This is a genomic window from Bradyrhizobium sp. USDA 3315, from assembly GCF_054056795.1.
Genome location: NZ_JBSRYP010000001.1, coordinates 3,239,367 through 3,259,400, shown reverse-complemented (window position 1 = coordinate 3,259,400; position 20,034 = coordinate 3,239,367). Strand labels below are relative to the sequence as shown.

At 61.0% G+C, this 20,034-nt stretch carries 19 protein-coding genes; 6 read left to right on the top strand and 13 right to left on the bottom strand.

Annotated elements, in window-relative coordinates; translation table 11 throughout:
• Positions 1–28: 28 nt before the first annotated feature.
• A complete protein-coding gene (locus ACVIYL_RS14935; RefSeq protein WP_456778981.1) occupies positions 29–862 on the top strand; it encodes a Cof-type HAD-IIB family hydrolase in 834 nt (277 codons plus the stop codon).
• A gap of 2 nt (positions 863–864) precedes the next feature.
• A complete protein-coding gene (locus ACVIYL_RS14930) occupies positions 865–2,121 on the top strand; it encodes an OpgC domain-containing protein (RefSeq protein ID WP_456778980.1) in 1,257 nt (418 codons plus the stop codon).
• Positions 2,122–3,274: 1,153 nt separating this feature from the next.
• Here ACVIYL_RS14930 and ACVIYL_RS14925 read toward each other — a convergent pair.
• The 5 genes from ACVIYL_RS14925 to ACVIYL_RS14905 form a co-directional block, all read right to left on the bottom strand.
• On the bottom strand, positions 3,275–3,940 hold the full coding sequence (locus tag ACVIYL_RS14925; RefSeq protein ID WP_456778979.1) for an SGNH/GDSL hydrolase family protein: 666 nt from the start codon (positions 3,938–3,940) through the stop codon (positions 3,275–3,277).
• A gap of 11 nt (positions 3,941–3,951) precedes the next feature.
• On the bottom strand, positions 3,952–4,896 hold the full coding sequence (locus ACVIYL_RS14920; protein WP_456778978.1) for an ABC transporter permease: 945 nt from the start codon (positions 4,894–4,896) through the stop codon (positions 3,952–3,954).
• Between the two features lie 2 nt (positions 4,897–4,898).
• A complete protein-coding gene (locus tag ACVIYL_RS14915) occupies positions 4,899–5,765 on the bottom strand; it encodes an ABC transporter permease (protein ID WP_456781829.1) in 867 nt (288 codons plus the stop codon).
• 91 nt (positions 5,766–5,856) lie between these two features.
• Positions 5,857–7,353, bottom strand: coding sequence for a sugar ABC transporter ATP-binding protein (locus ACVIYL_RS14910; protein WP_456778977.1), 1,497 nt, complete (start codon positions 7,351–7,353; stop codon positions 5,857–5,859).
• A 75-nt stretch (positions 7,354–7,428) separates the two neighbouring features.
• The gene (locus ACVIYL_RS14905; protein WP_456778976.1) at positions 7,429–8,505 is read right to left on the bottom strand and encodes a substrate-binding domain-containing protein; all 1,077 of its coding nucleotides are present in this window, start codon (positions 8,503–8,505) and stop codon (positions 7,429–7,431) included.
• A 322-nt stretch (positions 8,506–8,827) separates the two neighbouring features.
• Here ACVIYL_RS14905 and ACVIYL_RS14900 point away from each other — a divergent pair, with 322 nt between their 5' ends.
• The 3 genes from ACVIYL_RS14900 to ACVIYL_RS14890 are packed head-to-tail and all read left to right on the top strand — an operon-like array spanning position 8,828 to position 11,104.
• On the top strand, positions 8,828–9,493 hold the full coding sequence (locus ACVIYL_RS14900) for an SGNH/GDSL hydrolase family protein (protein ID WP_456778975.1): 666 nt from the start codon (positions 8,828–8,830) through the stop codon (positions 9,491–9,493).
• Positions 9,494–9,544: 51 nt separating this feature from the next.
• Positions 9,545–10,630, top strand: a complete 1,086-nt coding sequence (locus tag ACVIYL_RS14895) for an ROK family transcriptional regulator (protein WP_456781828.1) — start codon at positions 9,545–9,547, stop codon at positions 10,628–10,630.
• A gap of 9 nt (positions 10,631–10,639) precedes the next feature.
• The gene (locus tag ACVIYL_RS14890) at positions 10,640–11,104 is read left to right on the top strand and encodes a LysR substrate-binding domain-containing protein (RefSeq protein WP_456781827.1); all 465 of its coding nucleotides are present in this window, start codon (positions 10,640–10,642) and stop codon (positions 11,102–11,104) included.
• 136 nt (positions 11,105–11,240) lie between these two features.
• Here the strand turns inward: ACVIYL_RS14890 and ACVIYL_RS14885 are convergent, their stop codons facing one another.
• The 7 genes from ACVIYL_RS14885 to ACVIYL_RS14855 form a co-directional block, all read right to left on the bottom strand.
• Positions 11,241–11,912, bottom strand: a complete 672-nt coding sequence (locus tag ACVIYL_RS14885) for an NrsF family protein (protein ID WP_456778974.1) — start codon at positions 11,910–11,912, stop codon at positions 11,241–11,243.
• A gap of 3 nt (positions 11,913–11,915) precedes the next feature.
• Positions 11,916–12,434, bottom strand: a complete 519-nt coding sequence (locus ACVIYL_RS14880; protein ID WP_456778973.1) for a sigma-70 family RNA polymerase sigma factor — start codon at positions 12,432–12,434, stop codon at positions 11,916–11,918.
• Positions 12,435–12,480: 46 nt separating this feature from the next.
• Positions 12,481–13,209, bottom strand: a complete 729-nt coding sequence (locus tag ACVIYL_RS14875) for a cytochrome c biogenesis CcdA family protein (RefSeq protein WP_456778972.1) — start codon at positions 13,207–13,209, stop codon at positions 12,481–12,483.
• A gap of 17 nt (positions 13,210–13,226) precedes the next feature.
• Entirely contained in the window at positions 13,227–13,628 is a 402-nt protein-coding gene (locus ACVIYL_RS14870) for a thioredoxin family protein (RefSeq protein ID WP_456778971.1), read from the bottom strand.
• A 164-nt stretch (positions 13,629–13,792) separates the two neighbouring features.
• The gene (locus ACVIYL_RS14865; RefSeq protein ID WP_456778970.1) at positions 13,793–14,674 is read right to left on the bottom strand and encodes an SDR family oxidoreductase; all 882 of its coding nucleotides are present in this window, start codon (positions 14,672–14,674) and stop codon (positions 13,793–13,795) included.
• 215 nt (positions 14,675–14,889) lie between these two features.
• On the bottom strand, positions 14,890–15,351 hold the full coding sequence (locus ACVIYL_RS14860) for a RidA family protein (RefSeq protein WP_456778969.1): 462 nt from the start codon (positions 15,349–15,351) through the stop codon (positions 14,890–14,892).
• Positions 15,352–15,549: 198 nt separating this feature from the next.
• Complete coding sequence (locus ACVIYL_RS14855; RefSeq protein WP_456778968.1) at positions 15,550–16,716, bottom strand: multidrug effflux MFS transporter; 1,167 nt, start codon at positions 16,714–16,716, stop codon at positions 15,550–15,552.
• A 152-nt stretch (positions 16,717–16,868) separates the two neighbouring features.
• On the opposite strand from ACVIYL_RS14855, the gene ACVIYL_RS14850 reads away from it, so the two are divergent.
• Complete coding sequence (locus ACVIYL_RS14850) at positions 16,869–17,741, top strand: LysR family transcriptional regulator (RefSeq protein ID WP_456778967.1); 873 nt, start codon at positions 16,869–16,871, stop codon at positions 17,739–17,741.
• Between the two features lie 599 nt (positions 17,742–18,340).
• On the opposite strand, the gene ACVIYL_RS14845 is transcribed toward ACVIYL_RS14850, so the two are convergent.
• Complete coding sequence (locus tag ACVIYL_RS14845; RefSeq protein ID WP_456778966.1) at positions 18,341–20,023, bottom strand: recombinase family protein; 1,683 nt, start codon at positions 20,021–20,023, stop codon at positions 18,341–18,343.
• Positions 20,024–20,034 lie beyond the last annotated feature (11 nt).

Here is a 20,034-nt window from a genome sequence, read left to right as displayed (position 1 = left end):
TTCACCCTAGGACATCGGAGCAGATGTCGTGAACGGGCGGAGCGACATCCGCCTGCTATTGGCCGACGTAGACGGGACACTGGTTACCCGGGACAAGATGCTCACCGAAGCGACAAAGGCAGCGGCAGCAGAGCTGCATGACAGCGGCATTGCGCTTGCCATCACCAGCGGACGCCCCCCACGCGGCATGAGCATGCTTATCGAACCGCTCAATCTGCAGGGGCCGATTGCTGGCTTCAACGGTGGCGTGTTCGTTAACCCCGACCTCTCCGTCATCGAGAGTCACACAATCGATCGCGCGACTGCGAGGGAGACCCTCGAATTGATGCTCGACCATCATCTTGATGCTTGGATCTACACAGCTGACGACTGGTTCATCCGCGACAAGAACGCTCCGCATGTTGCGCGTGAGACATCGACAGTACAATTCGAGGCGAAAGTCGTGACATTCTTTGGCGACGAACATTTGGCTCGAGCCGTCAAGATAGTTGGTGTCTCCGATGATCTTAAACTGGTCGCCGATTGCGAGGAGGTGGCTCGACGGGCTCTGAGCAAGACGGCAAGCGCGGCCCGCTCTCAGCCCTACTATCTTGATGTGACTCACCCGAAGGCCAACAAGGGATCGGTCGTGACCAGCTTATCAAAGTTTTTTGATATTCGACCTGACCAGATTGCGACGATTGGGGACATGCCGAATGATGTGTTCATGTTTCGCAAGAGTGGCTTTTCGATTGCTATGGGAAATTCCAGCGACGAGGTGAAATCTCAGGCCAGCGCGGTTACGGACAGCAATGAGAGTGAGGGTTTCGCCAACGCTGTGCGGAAGTTCGTTTTGCGGCCAGCCGGCGGCCTCTTGACTTAGCAATGGGCATTCCAGCACGATTACCGCCCCTTGAGGCGACAAGTCGCGCAGGCGAACGCGGTCTTGGTGACGCAGCTGGGACGTCAGCGCGATTCGTCGCCATTTCGCTCCAACCCGCGCAGCGGGATTTGCGCCTAGATTTATTTCGCGGGCTCGCAAACTGGGCGATGTTTCTGGGCCACATTTCGAGCGGCGTGCTCGGTTGGCTGACGCTACGAAAATACGGCTTCAGCGACGGCGCGGACTTATTCGTTTTCATTTCCGGCTATACGTCGGGTATCGTCTATGCCAGGCGAACACGTGAGCGCGGCTTCGTATTCGGAGCGACCCGGGTGATGCGACGCGTATGGCAAATCTATGTCGCCCACGTTTTGTTATTGATGTTCTATCTGGCTTCAATTCATTTCCTATCGCAGACGTTCAATGCTCCGGATTTCATCGACCGATATAACGTTGCCCCCCTGACTAGCGCTCCGGTCGAAGCGTTAGTTCACGGATTGATACTGAAATACAAGCCGGTAAATCTGGACGTGCTGCCGCTTTACGTGATTCTGATGGCCTGCTTTCCACCCGTTCTCTGGCTGATGCTAAGACACCGGAATGCAGTCATGCTCGCCTCCGTGCTGCTTTATCTCGCAACCAGGCAATCTGGATGGAATTTGCCCTCCTACCCCTCCGGAGTATGGTATTTCAACCCACTCGCCTGGCAACTTCTGTTTGTGCTTGGCGCCTGGCTGGCGTTGGGCGGGGTCGATACGCTGCATTTCCTGGTCCGATCCCCGCTGGTAGGTCTGGTCGGCATCCTCTATCTTCTCTTTGCAGCAGTACTGACATTGGCGGCGCTAGTACCGGAACTTCAAGCAATAATTCCACGCGTTCTGTTCGAAGCCTTCAACCCCAACGACAAAACCAACCTGGCTCCCTATCGCGTCTTGCATCTACTGATTCTGATCATCGTCGTGGTGCGATTCGTACCGATCGATGCGCCGAGACTGAAGGCCGCCATCTGGCAGCCGTTGGTGAAATGCGGCCAACAGTCTCTCGAGGTGTTTTGCGTCGGAATCTACCTTTCATTTATCGCCGCCTTTATCCTTGAACGAACCTCCGACGGCGTCGTTGCTCAATTCCTTCTTGGTGCTGGTGGGCTGTCAATCATGACGGCGGTGGCCTATTACAGATCGTGGTCCAAGCGCAGTGACAAGGCGATCCAAGCCGGCTTGCATCACCTCATCGATGGTAAGCGCCCTCCCACCGCCTGACTCGTAGTTTCTACAAGTCACAGATCTCGCGCGAACAATCAGCTACCTTAACGAAGGTTTTGGACCACTTCATGTTCGCGAAGCCGACCGGTGTCCTTGTCGGGAACCCGTAAGGAGGAAGCGACGGTCACTCCTTCCTGGTGCGCAAACATACGCTCCAAGATGGCGACGAGGTTGTGGATCGCTGACCAGGTCGTTCAAGAGAGACGGTTTGTTTCACGGCGCAGATCCTATCCCCAGCGTGTCAGCTTTGCACCTCAAACAGGACGGCACGCCTTTGCGATCTTGAAAAGAAGGGCGTTAGAGGGTTATGGAGTAGACATAGGCGAGGTCGTCGCGAATCTCTCGTTCGACGTTGTCGCGGTTTGAGCTTCGCCCGCCAAGTTCTTCATCGCGAAACCCGTCCTCCGAGCTCACGCTCAGAAGCTACAAGTTTTGTGGTGACGAAGCGTAACGTCGGGTAACTTGCCGGAATAGCCTTTGTCGCGACACTCATTGGCGTTGCTGTCGGTCCGAACGATCGGAAACGAAGGCGAGCACTGCAGCGGCGGAGAGAATGTCAGTCAACTCCCCTGAAAGATAAAGCATTTTCGACCTTCCTGGACCAAAACTACCATTTGAGCTACGGCAGAAAGCCCTGTTTTCTTATTGGAGAGCAGCTTAGCTCGGAGTATGCCATCCCGATAGCGCGCAGAACCCGCCGTTTGCGCGTCCGTCCACTCGCCAGCTAAGGAGTCAAACTGCGTCCCTGCGTTTATCAGAACTTGCGGACGCAAAGGCCGCTCTAGACGGGCGGCCCATTTCCGCGATCTGGGCGTCGCAGTTAGAGATGTTCTGATGGCCTGCAACTATCTTAACTTGCGCTTCCGAGCGGCCGCTTAGGTGTTCTTGGTTACAATGTGTGGCACGCGTACCACGGAAGCACGCGCCGGATAATCTACGGGGCTGCGATTGGACTAATCAGGGCGCGCTGAACTGATACAACGTCAATGGTGCGCGGAAGCATCTCGTCAATTGCCCCCAAACCTTGGTCTTGAGCGTATTGACATCGTCGTCAGCACGCCAAAATCGCGTAAGCGGCAAACTGTTGTTGGGCGAGCCAGGCAGTCGCTGAGCCCGCGAGAAACTCGCCCGACCAGTACGACCCGACGCTCTATCTTGCTGTTGATCCCAATATATCCAGCACCTTTGCGGCGAGTTCATTTCCTAGGTCCAGGTTGTTCGTCGCTGTGAAGTGAATCCCATCGACGCCATCCGTCGATGTCACGCTTCCCGCATCAAGGAATTCCACCTTCATAAAACTGGCGAGCGCCTCGTACTGCGACGCGAGCTGGACCGTTTTTTCATGTGCGCCATTGAACATTCCCTGGAACCAGGGATCAGGCAGGGCTGCAAGCGGAGGCGGTGCCACCACTAGGACTTTCGGCGCGGGATAGACCGTGCCCACCCCGCCGGCCGACATCAGCACCTGGGCCACCAGCTTCGACATGCCGACGGCGATCTCGTACGGCGTGCGATGGTAGTAGCTCTTGGTGTCGTTGGTCCCGAGCATGATGATGACAAGGTCGAGCGGAAGGTGGCTTGCCAGCGCCGATGGAAGATAAGCAGCGCCGTTCAATCTTGGATCGACGGGATCGTCGATCGATGTTGTGCGCGCGCTCAGGCCCTCCTCGACAATCTCGTAGTCGGCGCCCAGCTTGGCCGCCATGACGCCTGTCCAGCGCTGGTGGTAGGGAAAGCGGGTCGTGGGAGACCCTTCCGGGACAGCGACCCATCCCCAGGTCAGGGAATCGCCAAAGCACAAAATACGTCGCGTCATCGCTACCTCACTCAGTTGGATTTAGAACGTATGCCGTAGAAGATCGCGGCGAGCAGGATGATCAGCCCCTGCACGATGAGCTTGCCGGGCTCCTGCACCCCCATCGTAGTCATGACCGCGAACAGAAGCGTGAAGCAGAGGACACCGGCGAACGGTCCCCACACTTCCGCAGGCCGGCCGAACACGACGCCGCCAAGGATCGTCGCAGCGATCGAATTCATGACCAGTTCGGGTCCGAACCTGACACTGCCGACAGCGATCGACGATGTCTGAACGAGCGCGGCCACCGCCGACATCAGCCCGAAGATCGTGTGCGCAACGATCACGGTGCGCTCGACCGGAACGCCGGAGAAATGCGCCGAGACCGGGTTGCTACCGATCGATCTCACGAAGCGTCCGAAGATCGAGGCGCCGAGGAAGCTGCTCATGATTCCGGCCAGCACGACCCAGAAGATCACCGGCGCGGGGATCGTCCAGAGGCGCGCATTGTAGAGATCGCGGAACGAGGTCGGGACGTCGCCCGGCGGCTTGCCGTTGGCGAGATATTCAACCAGCCCGATCAGGACGATGTTGACCGCAAGCGTGACGATGACGGCCGATGCACGCCGCTTGCCGATGAGAAGCCCGTTCAAGAGACCCACGGCCAATCCTACGCCGAGGCAGAGAAAGACGACGGACGCGAACGGCCATCGGTAAAGCAGCCCGGACGACATCAGATAGTTGATGAGCAGGATGATTCCACCGGCCGACAGATCGATCGACCGCGAGGAGATGACGAGCAGCTGGCCCAGCACCACGATTCCGAGCGGCACGACCTGTCGGGCGAAGGTGCCGAGGATCGCGACATTCATCAGGTTCGGCCGCAAAACCCAGAGCGTGGCGAGCAGCGCCACAAAGACCACGTAGGACGGAGGTATCCGCAGCGCGGCGCGGACGAGATGCGAGCGCGGGGACATGTCTACAGGCCGATGTTCTTGCGGGGCTGAAGCGAGATCACGACAAGAAGGATCAGGCCTTTGATGATGGTCTGGATGAATGCCGACACGTTGAGGAGATTCATGCCGTTCGCGATCAGGGCGAGCAGGGCGCAGCCGATGACCGTGCCATGCAGGCTTCCGATGCCGCCGGCGAGCTGCGTTCCGCCCAGCGCCACGGCTGTGATCGAGTCCACCGCATATTGCGTACCGATGTTGGGATCACCGGAGCCGATCCTGCCGGCGAGGAAGATGCCAGCGGCGGCGGCGAAGCAGGCGCTGAGCACATAGGCCGCAAGGATGTTGCGCTGCTCGGAGATTCCGAATGTCCCCGCCGTCTCGCCGCCGCCGATCGCGAACAGGTGCAATCCGAAGCGGGAGCCGTGCACGATCTTCCAGGCGATCGCGCATGCAACGATCGTCCAGATCACCGGCATATAGATGCCGAACAACTGTCCGCTGACCAGGGAGACGATCTCGGGAGCAACGGTGCCCCCGGCAGACGGCCGCACGAACATGGTCACGCCCTGCGTGATCCCCATGATCGAGAGGGTGGCAATGATCGGATGGACCTTAAAACGGGTTACGGAGATGCCGTTGACCAGCCCGACTAGCACGGCCGCCAGCATGGCAGCCGGCATCGTCAGGTAGACGGGCGCATTCAGGGACAGGATTCCCGTCGTCAGGCTGACGACCGAGCCGACGGACAGATCGAGCCCCCTGACCAGGATCACGATCATCTGGCCGATGCTGACCAGGATGAGTGGCGTTGCCTGTGCGACCAGGTTGAGGATGTTCTGCCAGCTCGCGAAGTCGGCTGTCGAGACCGCGAGGGCCGAGCAGCAGGCCATCGCCACGAGCAGCGGAACAGTCCACGACCCGTAGCGCGAGTTCGGGCGAAGCAGAATGAGACCAACCTTTGTCATTTCGACCATCTTCCGCTTAGCGATGAAGTGCAGCTTCGAGGATGGCGTGCTCGGTGGCGTCTTCCGCCGCCATTTCCGCCACCACATGCCGGTCGTGAATGACATAGAGCCGGTCACACAGACCGATCAGCTCAAGCGTTTCCCGCGAGAGGACGATGACCGCGCCACCTGCGTTGGCATAGTGACGGAGCAGCTTGTAGATCTCGGCCTTGGCGCCGACATCGACGCCGCGCGTCGGCTCCTCGATCAGGAGGATGTCTGCCTCGAGCGCCAGATAGCGGCCGAGCAGCACTTTCTGCTGATTGCCGCCCGAGAGCGTGCCGACCGGCATGGTCGGCCTGGCCTTGATCGACATGCTCTTGATCGAGTTCGCGATCACGTCGCGATGGCTACTCGCGGTCTTCAGTTCGAAGTGCCGGCTGTGCAGGCCGATGGTCAGGTTGTGCGCGAGCGACAGGTCAAGGAACAGACCTTCGAGCTTCCTGTCCTCCGGCACGAAGCTCACACCGAGCGCCTGCAGCACGCGGATTCCGTCGTCCTCCGAGAGCGGCAGCGCAAGCTGCGTTCCCCTCACCCGGACGCTGCCCTCATGCGCCGCGTATTGTCCGACCAGCGACCTCACGAGCTCGCGCTGCCCCTGCCCCTCGAGGCCGGCCAGAGCGATGATCTCGCCGCGGTGAAGAACGACCGAGCAAGGCGGCGCGCCCGGCGTCAGGCGAAGCCCGTCGATCGACAGCACGACCTCGGTGTTCCGCTGCGCGGGTCTCGGCGGAAACAGTTCGGCCAGCTCACGGCCGACCATCATCGCGATCAACTGCCGCGGCGTGATCGCCGAGACGGCGACGGTGTCGACGTTCCGTCCGTCCTTCAGGACCGTGATCGTGTCGCAAACCTTGAAGATCTCCTCCATCCGGTGGGATATGTAGACGACGGCCTTCTGCGCCTTCTTGAGCGCGAGGATCTGAGCGTTAAGGACATCGACGTCGGCCGCATTGAGCGCGGCCGTGGGTTCATCGAGGATGACGATATCGGCGCGCGCCGAGATGCCGCGGGCGATCTCGACGAACTGTCGCTCGGAGATCGACAGATTTCCGACCAGCGTGGCGGGATCGAGATTGAGGCCGAGGCCGCGCAGCGTGTCGCGCGCGTTCTGCTCCATCAGCACCTGATCAACTCGTCCGAACCTGGTGAGCGGCTCCTTGCCGAGATACATGTTCTCTGCAATCGAGAGATTGGACAGCAGCGAATGCTCCTGGAATACCGTCGAGACGCCGGCATCAAGCGCCTCGCGCGGCGACGAGAAGCGCACGACCTTGCCGTTCTTCCTGATCACGCCGCTGTCCGGCTGAGCGACGCCAGCCAGGATCTTCATCAGCGTGGATTTGCCCGCTCCGTTCTCGCCCATCAGGGCATGGACGGAGCCGGGCTTAAGTTGGAAGTCGACATTCTCGAGCGCGGCAATGCCGCCGAACGCCTTCGAGACCGACGTCATCTGGACAAGCGTCACCGTCATGGGCGTGAACCGTTGCTCTGGTGAGGGAAGCGCAGCGGCGGCGCACGCATGTCCATGCGCCGGCGCGGCCGTGGCTCAGTGCTTGCCGTAATACTTCTGCAGATCCTGCTCGGTCAGGCTGGTCGGAAACCAGACGTTGGCGGTCAGATCCTTGCGATAGTGCTTCTTGGCCGTTTCGAGGTCCCAGCCCGCTGGCTCATAAATGTAGCGCTTGTGAAGCGACTTGCCTTCCAGCAGCGCGACGGCGGCGCGCAAGCCGGCGGCGCCCTGTTCGGGACCGTATTCCGGTGAGATCGAGGGGAAGCCGAGTTCGATCCACCGCGCGAAGAAGCCGTTGTTGCCTTCGCCGGTGATCGGCGGAATCTTTGCGCCATATTGCTGGAAGACGTCGACGCAGGCGCGCGTCATGTCGGCCCCCGATGACCAGATGCCGTCGACCTGCGGATTGTTCAGATAGAACGTCTCGCACACCTGCTTGCCGACGTCGTACTGCCACTTGCCGGCATCTTCCGCGACGATCTTGATGTCGGTGCCCTTGATCGCTTCCAATAGCCCCTTGTAGCGGTTGATGTCTTCCGGATGCGCGGGAAGTCCTCTCAGGACCCAGATCTTGCCCTTTCCGCCAAGCTGTTTGACGAGAAAGTCCCCCATCACCTTTCCGAAGTGGACACCACCGCCCTGGATGTCGACGGTGTATTTGTCGGTTTCAGTCAGGCCGGTATGCACGATGACCGGAATGCCTGCCGCTACCGCCTTTTCGATGCCGGCATCGGCCGAGGTCGGCGTCAGCGGCGTCACGATGATCGCATCGACCTTCTGCGCGATCAGGTCTTCGATATCAGCGACCTGCTTGGCCTGGCTAATATTGGCATCGAGCAGGATGAATTGGCCGACCCGCTTGTCGAGTTTCGCGGCGGCTTCGGCATCGTGCGCCATCTGGACGGTCCAGGTATTGGCGTTGACGCCGAAATGGCTCATGCCGATCTTCCACGGAGCGTTCTTCTTGAACTGGTTCGCCGCCGTCGCCCGCTCATCGCCGGGGCGCGGCGTAACGCCCTGCATGAGATTGACCTCTTCGGCGTTTGCCGCGCCGGCGCCGAGCCAGATCGCGGCCATCAACCCGAGGCCGAGCGTCCTCAATCCCTGTTGCATCAAATCCTCCCTTCACCGCACGTGATGTGCCGAGTTGTTTTGCTTCCGAGAGGGAGAGCGCGCAGGCCGCCGCGCGCCCGCCGCAGCTCTGCGGCGTACGTGGTTGCAGCACGTAAATGGATGGATCGGCTCTTCTGACGAAGAGCTCGCGCCAACGGCGTCCTTACCTCCCCAAGGCTGGCGATACCGCCAGCGATGCCAAGATGCGCACGCTCGTGCTACCGTGTCAATAATTATTCAGATTGAATGATCAATTACGAACTTGCAGTCTCGGCGCCAGGTGACCAATGATGCGCACGAAAAAGCGCGAGGATTCAGAACGATGCCGGTGCGTTCGGTTCTATGTTTTGGCGACTCCAACACGCACGGCCAGATTCCGGGCCGCGGTCCCCTTGAGCGCTATGACCGGCTCACTAGGTGGCCGGGCGTGCTTCAGGCCGAGCTCGGGCCCGCTTGGTACGTGATCGAAGAAGGGCTGAGCGGACGAACGACCGTTCACGACGATCCGATCGAGGGCGCGCACAAGAACGGGCGGACCTATTTGCGCCCCTGCGTGCAAAGCCACACGGTGCTCGATCTCGTAATCATCATGCTCGGCACCAACGACCTCAAGGTCCGCTTTAACAAGCCGGCCTCGGAGGTCGCGATGGGGATCGGCTGCCTGATCTACGATCTCAGGGAGCTGGCGCCGGGCCCCGGCGGCAGCGTGCCTGAAATCATGATCGTGACCCCTCCTCCGATCCTCGACGATGTGAAGGAATGGAAATCGATCTTCGCCGGCGCCGCGGAGAAGTCGCGGCAGCTGGCACTGGAATTCGAAATCATGGCAGATTCCCTCGGGGTGCATTTCTTCAATGCTGGCGCCGTGTGTCAGTGCGATGAGGCCGACGGCTTTCATCTGAACGCGGATGCGCATCGCGCGCTTGGCACGGCATTGGCGCAGGAGATCGAGGCAATCGGCTGGCCAGCTCTGGAGCGTAAGGGGTGAAGAACCCGCTCGGCGGTTCTTCGGACATGAGGAGCACTCCCTTTGCCTGACATGCGATTTGCGCCCCCGAACCCGCTGCGGATCGCAGACCGGGCGAGCGGCCTCAATGCGCCGACGGTGCGCAGCTATAATGAGCGCCTGGTGCTGTCGCTATTGCTGCAGAACATGGGAATCTCGCGGCTCGAGATCGGCGAGAAGACGGGGCTCTCGGCGCAGACGGTGTCCGTCATCGTGCGCTCGCTCGAACAGGAAGGCCTGGTCTCGAAGGGCGAAGCCCAGCGCGGCCGCGTCGGACCGCCCACGATTCCTTTGTCGCTCAATCCAAAGGGAGCATTCTCGGTCGGCGTCAGCTTCGGCGAGAACGCTGTGAACGTTGCGCTCATCGACTTCGTCGGATCGGTTCAGTATCACGCGGCGCACCCCTACCCGGCCTTGCAGGAGTCGTCCGGCGAACTTGCCGCCAGCATCGAGCAGGGACTTCTGACCCTTTCACCGGCGAACCGCGCCCGCGTTGCCGGAATTGGACTGGCAGTGCCGGACGATGCACATGCAAGCCAGCATGTCAGGCAGCTGCTCGGACGAGATCTTGCGGATGTGCAGGCCGGCATCGAAGCCAAGCTCGGCCTGTCGGTCTACATCCAGAACGACATCACCGCGGCCGCCGGCGGCGAGAGCCTGTTTGGCAGCGCGCGCTCGCTGTCGGATTTCCTGTTCTTCTATCTCGGATCGCACCTGCACAGCCGGCTGATCCTGAACTACCAGATTCACAGCGGAAAGGCCGGCCTCGGCCACGACGTGGGATTGTCGCGGCTGCGGGATGAATTGAAGGTACACCAGCTTTCGCTGGACGACATCGGGGCGGGCGTCTTGTCCGGAGCCGCCGAGGCGCTTTATGCGCGATGGCGGCGCGACTGCTGCCGGCAGATCGCGAGATCGGTGCAGTCGCTGTTGAGCTTCGTGAGCTTCAAATCCGTCGTCATCTTGAGCTACGCGCCGACGGGGGTCGGACAAGACCTGATCGCGGACCTCCGCGATGAATTGCCCGAGGTGGATTTCCTTCTGGGCTCCAATTCGGTCGCACCAAAAGCCGTGGGTGCAGCCAGCCTGCCATATCACTCCCGCTTCATGGTTCAGTAGTCAATGTAGCTGCTCCGTCCGCTGGCCGTAGTTCGGTTCTGCCGTGATCCAGCCCACCCATCTGAGCTCGGACTCACGCCAGTCGGCCATCCCCTAACGGAAAGCGCCGCGGTCGATTTCAGCCGCGTCCTCGACTTTCCATTCGTCGCTGGTCCCAGCCATGGCCTCTTCACCGCGAAGGCCCAACGCCTCGGGCGCCAGATCAAGACCAGGATCAAGATGCGCGACGACGCTCAGGTCTGCCAGCTCGTCTCAGAAGGCGTCGGCATCGGCATCGTGTCACTGTCGAACGCCCGCCGCGCCGCGGGGTCGTGGTCGATCAGGCAGGTGGCGCTGACCGACACCTGGACCGAGCGGCGCATGTTTGCCTGTATTCGCGCAAAGGACTCGCTGTCGCGCCCAGCGAAGCTTTTGTTCGAGCACCTCACAAAAGTCGACGCAGTCGTGGCTCAGGCGTTATCGGATGCTCAGTGAGCAGCGGCATGATTCCGGCTTGCAGGCGAGGTCGTCGACCTGGCCATTGCCATCGTTTGCACCCTGCTTCGCAGGGCGCCGGCACAAAGACAATTCGCGGTGTTACCGCCCGGCCAGCTTCGGAGGTGGACGCATTTCACCGGTCGGACCGGGGGCCGGCCGAGACCGCCATCCTCGTCAGGACACGCCGACCAACGATAGCCTCAATGATGACAATCAGCACTGCCGTTCCAAGATTCCACATCAGGTTCATGATGGTGGCATCGAGGCGATAAAGCAACGACATGGCCGTCGAAGTCATGCCCGCAACGGCCAGTCCGGCTGCCAACGTCACCAGGGCCGGGCGCAGGCGGACGGCGTGACGTAACATCACAAAAATCGATGCCGACAGTGGTAGGCTGACGAGAAGCACCGTGGCGAAGCACTGAAAAGCCGCGCCCATCCGCAGGCTGCCCGCGTCGTAACTGACCCAGTCTGTCAAGCAACCATAGCCAAGGGTCGCCATCCACACCGCAAGCGGCGGCAGCGGAAGCATCAGCCAGGACCGCGAACGGTCGGGCAGGCTTGCCATCAGGCAACTCAAGGCGGCCAGCGCGCCCGTCAGAAAGGAGGCCGTAGTCCCAACGACGAAAGACGGGTTGCGCAGCTGGATTGCGATGTCCGACCGAAAACCATGTTCGACGGCGAGCAGGACCACGACGACAAGTGCGATCAGGAGCCAACAGCCGGCCCGGAAGAGCGGAGGACGAATGACGCGCACTGGCCGCACGGCGTTCGCCAGGCTCTGGATGAGGTCGGTGGTATCCATCTTTTAGTTGCCTCCCTCGCCCAGGAGGCGCCTGAGCGCCTTGATGCCCCGATGGGCAGAAACCTTCAAAGACGCAATCGACATTCCGCTCTGTTCGGCGGCCTCCTTCAATGACCTCTCCTGCAACTTCAAAAGCGTGATGGCCTGGCGCTGGCCCTGCGGAAGTGCCAGTAGGGCGGCGTCCATAGCTCGACCATCCAGTGCCAGCTCACTATGCTGGTCGGGGGCGGCAAAGGCTTCGTGCTCGGTTTCCAACATCACTTCTCCTGCCGCCACGCGCCCCAGAGCGCGCAAGCGATCCGCAACACGATGCCGCGCGATACCAGCCAGCCAGGGCTTGAACGGGCGTGACGGGTCGTATGTGTGCCGAACCTCATGCAGTGTCAGCAGGATATCCTGGACGGTATCTTCGGCATCGCTCGCGTTGCGATGCGCTCGGTTCGCAATCGTTCGCAGATAGGGCGTGATGCCGAGCAACAGGCGGTGATAGGCATTTGTGTCTCCACGTTGCCCCAGCACCATGAGTGCCGTCCACTCCTGCGGGTCCGCCGCACGCAAACCGGACACCTCAAAACCGCGTGGTGAGGTCGGTCAGCCAGGCCGGTGACGCGGCGACAAGCGCGGCTTCCAGTGCGTGATCCGCGCCGGTCAGGATAAGAACTGCAACGGTCACCGCGCTTCCGCCTAGCAAGAGCTTGCCCGCCTTTCCAGCATTCATCATTTTGCCCCGCCAGCGCATCATCGCCGTTCGGGAAAGCGATCCAACGATGAGCAAGGGGACACTCGTTCCCAACCCGAATGCGACCATGACGGCTGCCACGCTTACGAGATCGTGGCCCTGGGCCGCAAGCACCGACGCAGCGCCGAGCGTCGGTCCCACGCAGGGGCTCCAGACGGCGCCCAGCAGAACGCCCACCGCGAACTGCCCCTTGACACCGGTCGGGGTCACGCGGGCGATGAGCCGGCTTCCGGCATTGCTGACGCCGCCGGTTGCTATCGCGAAGCGCTGCTGCAATGCGCCGCTCAGCAGGAGGGCCCCCAGTCCGGCCAAAAGGACGGCGGAAATGTCGCGAAACACATCGCCGTCGAGGCCGATCGCGAAGCCCATCGTGGCAACGAACAACCCGATGCTGGCGAAAGACAGCACAAGACCCGCGACCAATGCGGGGACACCTAAGCGATGCACGGCCAGCGCAGGCCCGAGCACGAGCGGCAGCAGTGGCAGGACGCACGGGGACAGGGTCGAGAGTATGCCCGCGACGAATCCGAACCCGATGCTGGCGAATGGCAAGGTCACGACGATATTCCCTGGGTCTAGTCGTTCGCCTTTTCGAGGAGCGTCTTGATCGAATTGGCATCGGTATCACCGGTTGAGCGCCCCTTTTCGGCGGCACCGTGGAACACGATCAGTGTGCTTTGCTTCTGGGCGTCCATGGCCCGGACAATGTCCTTTTGAGTGTCGAAATCGACGTTGTACACGACCAGATCCTTGAACGCGGCTTCGTTCTCGAGGCTGCTCAGGATCGGCCTCTGCCTGGCGCAATACGGGCACCAGGGGGCGGTGATGTGGACCAGGATCGGCTTGCCCTGATGCTGGGCGGCATCGAACGCCTGCTGCGTGAACGGCACCTCTGTCGCAGCGAAAACGGCGGAGCCGAAACCCGCAGAAAGACCCAGAGCCAACACGGCCACAGCCATCATCCTCGTGAAATGCATCGCAATCTCCTGGCAGCTTATGAAGGTCCCGGCAAATGCTGCCAGACTCGTGATCTAAGGTTCCGATCTATCTGCCAAAAGGTTACAGCGTCGGTGGCCAAATTTCGTGTTGGCACGTAGCCCTCGGCCGCGCAGATGATCTCACGAGACAGCCTCGGCATTTGCTAGCGGCCACCACCGACCGGAACGATCGCACCGGTCACATAAGAAGCGGCGGGCGACATGAGCCAAATGATGGCCGAAGCGACCTCTTCTGCGGTCCCAGCTCTCCCGATCGGAATGCCTTTTGCGAGGCGATCGAGGCGATCAGGCGCTCCAGCCGCCGCATGTAGCCCTGTCTCGATCAGTCCGGCCGCGACCGCATTGACACGAATCCCCTCACCCGCGACTTCCAGCGCCAACCCCACGGTGAGAGTATCGAGTCCGCCCTTACTCGCGGCGTAGTGGATCCACTCGCCCGCTCCGCCGAGTTTCGCCGCGATGGAAGAGACGTTGACAATATTCCCCCCTCTGCCGCCGCGCCGTGTCGAAAGGCGTCGGACGGCTTCCCTTGCGCAAAGGAATGGGCCGGCGACATTGACCGCCAAAACATGGCGCAAGACGTCGTCCCGAAGGTCCTCAAGGCGCGCAAAGCCGCCTGTGACCCCAGCATTGTTGACCAAGCCGGCTAGTGGCACCTCGAGCCTGTCAGCAGCCCCGAACATCCTCAGAACGCCGTCTTCATTGGCGAGATCAGCCTGGATCGAATGCAAGGTGAGGCCCTCGTGCCGCTGCTCTTGCACAAAGGCGTCTGCGGCCTGCGAATCTGTTGAGAAATTGATCAGGACCGGGTGACCAGCTTGCGCGAAAGAGCGCGCCACGACCGCGCCGATGCCGCGCGAACCGCCCGTGACGATAATCAAGCCCTTGCGTGAATCCTCTCTGCTCATTGGGGGAGTGTGGACCAAGGCTCGACGGATTGGCCAATACGACTTGCGTTTTTTTTCAGACGCAGCGCATATGGTCCCGACATGAGACGCAAGCTTCTTCCGTTCGGCGTCGGTCACGACGAGGAACTCGCGAAGCGCTGGCGAGATGTCCTCCTCACGCCAAACAACTGTGAGAGGCGCCATCGGAACAGGCGGCGAGAGCGGAGCGAACGTCACGCCGCGCCGCCGTTGGCCGTAAGCGGCAGCCTGGGGCACAAGCGAGACGCCCACGCCCGTAGTCAGATCGCATTCCAAGTTAAGGGTTACGTGGAGAACTAGTTGAGGACGAGTTGCTACTTGAGTGCCACAACAACCTCAACCTCAACCGCGGCACTTCGGGGCAACTGAGCAACCCCAACACTGGTCCGCGCGTGGGCGCCGCGATCTTTGCCGAACAATTCGAAGATTAGCTGTGACGCACCGTCGGCCACGAAGCTCTGCTGGTTGAAATCGGCAGCGCTATGCACAAAGACTGTCAACTTGAGTATTTGGTCGACTCGATCCAGCGTCCCCAACTCTCCACGGAGGGCAGCCAAGGCGCGAATGAACGCGATCCGAGCTCCTCGCTTGCCCTCCTCTAAAGTTACATCCCGCCCGACTAGGCCCACGACATGGACAAAGTCTCCATCCCGTGGAAGCTGTCCGCTGACATAGGCTACCCGATCGTGGACAACGACCGGCGTGTATGCCGCGCCTGCAGGTGCCGATATTGGCAACTCGATACCGAGATCCTTAAGACGATTCTCAACACTCATCGTATCTCTCGACGTTTGGGCCGAAGCCTTGATAAAGTAGCCAGCGACGTCAGCGCAGCACACAAATGCTGCGCTCGCGCTATCGTGATGGGCGCCCACACAGCCGAGCGCGGAACAACTATCAAGACCGCATACGGATTTTCCCGGCGAGTGCGACCGTTGATTGGCCGCGACCTCGCCTGGCACACAGTTGTTGGACTAGAGTCTTCTGCGCGCCTCGATCCAGTGAGGGATGGTCGCGGTCGCGGCGATGATCGAGAAAAAAAGGACGGCTATTGCCAATACCGCCCTCCCGGTTCCGAAACAGGCGCTCACCCCCAGCGCGGCGAGCGACGCGCTTCCGATCTGGAAAAACCCCACCAGCCCGGACGCGGTGGCGGCATGTTTTGGTTCGCTGGCAATAGCGCCCGAGACAGCCAATGACAGTGACGAGCCGTTCGACAGGCTAACCAGAAACATCGGTGCGACAATGGTGGCGGCGCTCATGACTGGCGAGGCCAAAGTCAACACGAAGGTCAGACCACCGAGACAGAAAAAGCATACACCACCGGTAACAATGCCATCGTAGGACAGGTGCTCGATCAGCCGCTTCGAGACAAAGTTGGCCAGAATAATCCCGCAAGTGAGCGGCAGATAAAGCCACCCGCTGACTGTTTCCGGCAAGCCGAGGCGCTCGAAAAGAAAGGGGGACTGGGTCAAGTACACGAACCAGGCGCAGTAGATCGCGCAGACCACGAGGGCGTAGCGAATAAACGCGCCGTTGCGCAACACGACGGTAAATCCGGCCAAAAAAGCGCCGTCGTGACGCTTCTTCGGACCCGTTTCGTTGAGCAGCATCAAAGTCAGACATAGCGCGATGGCACCAAACACAGCGACAAAGATAAAATCGGTCCGCCAGCCGAATGCGGCCGCAAGGTAGCCACCAATGGCAGGAGCGAGCGCGGGCGACAGCGATACCAGCGGATAGACCACGCTATATACTTTTGCGGAGGCCTTCTTGTCGCATGTGTCGGCGATGACGGCACGACCAATGACCAGCCCCGAAGCCGCGCCAATAGCCTCGACCATGCGCCAGCCTAGGAAACCCGTGAAGCCAACGGCCAAGGCGCAACCGATCGATCCAGCGATGTAAAGAAGGATGCCCGCGACGAGAACGGGCTTGCGGCCCCACCGGTCCGACAGCGGACCATAAGAGAGCTGCGCCGCCGCGAGCGCCATCAGGTAGATCGACACCGTCTGTGGCATTTGCCAACCCGCAATCCCAAGTTGCTGCGCCATCACGGGCATTGCGGGCAAATAGACGTCCGAGGCAATGAGGCCGAAAGCGCTCAGCGCTGCGACGACAAGAACCAGTGTGGGTCGCATGAATAGCTCCTGCGCTCGGACGCGGTTGAATTGCGCCGAAATTGACGAACGGCGTCCGCCGCCGGCAGAGCGGATTGCTAAAGAGGATTGCGACGTGCGAAAATGCATAGAAATGCAGGCAATGGCTGCAAAATCGCATTCTGTCGGTGGACATGAACTGGGACGATGTTCGAATCTTTCTCGCGATTTATCGCGCTGGCACGCTGGTTGGGGCCGGGCTGGCGCTGGGTGTCGACCAAACCACGGTAGGACGACGCCTCGCTGCGCTCGAGAAGTGCCTGGGCTCAACACTCTTCCTGCGCACCAATGCGGGGTACGTGCTGACGGCAAGTGGCGAGGAAGCTTTGCAAGCGGGCGAGGCAATGGAGCGCCTTGCGGTCTCCTTCGAACACCGTAGCGCGGGATCGGATGCGCGCGTGGCGGGCGATGTCCGGGTCACAACCACGGACTCTCTCGCGATCGACTTCGTCATTCCTGCGATCGATCGGGTCCGCATCGACCACCCGGACATCAGAGTCATTCTCACCACGACGACGAAGCTGCTCGATCTCGGTCGAAGGGAAGCGGATATCGCTGTCCGCACCCTGCGCCCGGCACAATCGGATCTGATCGTGCGCAGACTGGCCGAGTGGGAGGTTGGCCTCTACGCATCCCGGAAATATCTCGACGCACGCGGTAGACCTCGACCGGGCTCGGCGTTCGCCGGCCACGACCTGGCGATCTATCAACCCGGCGTCACGAACAGGCAGGGCGCGACGCTCGCAGGCGAGTCCGTCGCGCAAGGGAGGATCGTCGCAGAATTGGATTCTAGCCTGATGCTAGCGAGCGTTATCCGGGCGGGGCTGGCCTTAGGGGAATTACCAACCTATCACGCCAAGCGCGATCCCGATCTTGTTCGGATCTGGTCGATGCGCAAGCGAGCGGCATCCTACGATGTGTGGCTTGTGCTGCATGCTGATCTCGCACGCACGGCTCGCGTGCGCGTCGTCGTCGACGCGATTGCCGCGATGTTCGAGCAAGGCTAAGCAGAAAGTAGCGGTGGTCTCGCAGCTTGGCTTGTGACGGTCGATATTGCCATGCCAACAAACGCGTATGGCGTTCGCGCCGCTGCTCCGCGGCTTACCGGACAGGAGGAACTCAAGCACCGCCCATTCAGCGAACGCGATCGCGGAGGCTCGGAGTTTGGCGTAGAAAATCGTAGGATTGGTAGCGGGGGATCGCTACATTGCTAGACCCACTATTTCGCAGGCCCTGTTTTCTTATTGGCGGGTAGCGTAACTGGGCTGGCGGCGTTTCTATAGCCGGCCAAAAAGCCGTCTTCAGTTCAGGTTGCGATCTAACTGAGGGCTGTTCGTCCCTTTTCGCGTCCGACGTCGAGCGGCTTGAGCTTCGCGCGCCATGTCCTTTGTGCGGAAACCGTCCTCCGACCCCACGTTCTAATGCTACGCTTTGCTTGGCGACTAGGGGAACATCACGGAACTAGCTGCAACAGCCGCTGTTGGTTCGTTCTCACAGCGAACAGCCGGATACAGTGGAGAGGCAGTGCGGCGGAGAGAGTGTCAGTCAATCCCCATTGAAAAACAAAGCATTTTCGACCTTCCGGGGCCCAAACCCACCATTTGAGCTACGGCCATACATGGGGGGGTTTTCGCCAGCCGCAAGGCTCAAATTCAGGACGTGCTGCCACTGCCGGCATAAGACGATTAGTCCGTTGATTTTCTTGGGTATTCGAGAATTCAAGGATACCCATCAATTCGCCGCGTAGCTCGGCGAGGACCTCGCCACGCTTCTTGCCAGGATTGAGCACGATTTCGCCGATGAGCGAGCGCAGCGCCTCGACTGCCTCGCGCCCGCCATCCGGTTCGGCGAGCGCCTCGGTGAACCGGGCCACGTTCCTGCGATAGACGTTGGCAATGTTGGGATGCACATCGGTAATGTTGGCGGGAGCCTGTGACTGGCGCGCTGTGATCTCCGCCTTCTGCCGTTCAAGCTCGTCCATCCGCGCCCTCATCGACGGCTGGTAGAGGCCGTCCTCGATCGCCGCCATTATGCCGGCAACCGCCCGCTCGATCTTCTGGAGCGCACGGTGATCTGTTTCCGCCTGTGCCCGCCGGTCGTGGTTCAAGCGGTTCATCTCCGCGGCATAGGCGCGCACGGCTTCTGCGACCGCCTGAGAAGAGACGAGGCAATCCTTCAAACCCGCCAGCACCCGCGCCTCGATCTTGTCGCGCGTGATGGTGCGGTTATTCGCACAAGTCGCGCGACGATGGTGGTTGAGGCAGCCGTAGCGGTTCGGCGTCAGGATGCCGATCTTGCCGCCGCAGCAGCCGCAGGTGAGAAGGCCGGAAAGGAGGGAAACGGGCCGATTGGCGAGGTGCAGCCGCTTGGCCCTGCCCTCCCGCGTATTGGCCGGGCTGGGACCGAAGAGGGCCGAGATTTGCTGTTGCCGCGCCCGCGCGGCCTGCCACAGTTCATCGTCGACGATCTTGAGATGCGGCACTTCCTTCCTGATCCACTGGCTTTCCGGGTTCGGCCGTGACACGCGCTTGCCGGTCGCCGGGTCCTTGACGAAACGCTGCCTATTCCAGACCAGGACCCCAGCATAGAGTTCGTTGTTGAGGATGCCGGTGCCGCGCGAGACGTGGCCTCGGATACTGGTGTCGCCCCAGGCCCGGCCGAGCGGACCGCGAATGCCGTCCTTGTTTAGTTCGACCGCGATGGCCTTCGGGCTCTTGCCGGCGGCAAAGGCGCGGAAAATGCGCCGAACGATCCTGGCCTCCTCCACGATGATTTCGCGATCGCCCCGGATCGGCTCACCGTTGGCGTCGAGCTTCTTCACGACGTTATAGCCGTAGCAGAGGCCGCCGCCGGCTTTGCCCTTCTCCACCCGGCCGCGCAAACCGCGATGGGTCTTCAGGGCAAGATCCTTGAGGAACAGGGCATTCATGGTGCCCTTGAGGCCAACGTGAAGCTCCGTGATCTCGCCTTCGGCGAGGGTGACGATGGAGACGCCCGCGAAGCGCAGATGCTTGAACAGAGTGGCGACATCCGCCTGGTCTCGAGAAATCCGGTCCAGCGCCTCGCCCAACACGACATCGAACAGACCGCGCTGCGCATCCTGCAACAACAACTGGATGCCGGGCCGCAGGATCATGCTCGCGCCCGAAATGGCGGCGTCGTGATAGGTGCTCGTGACCTTCCATCGCTCGCGCTTTGCGTGCTCTCGGCAGAGTCGGAACTGATCCTCGATCGAGCTTTCGCTCTGATTGTCGGACGAGTAGCGGGCGTAAAGCGCAACGCGGGGCATGGCGGTCTCCG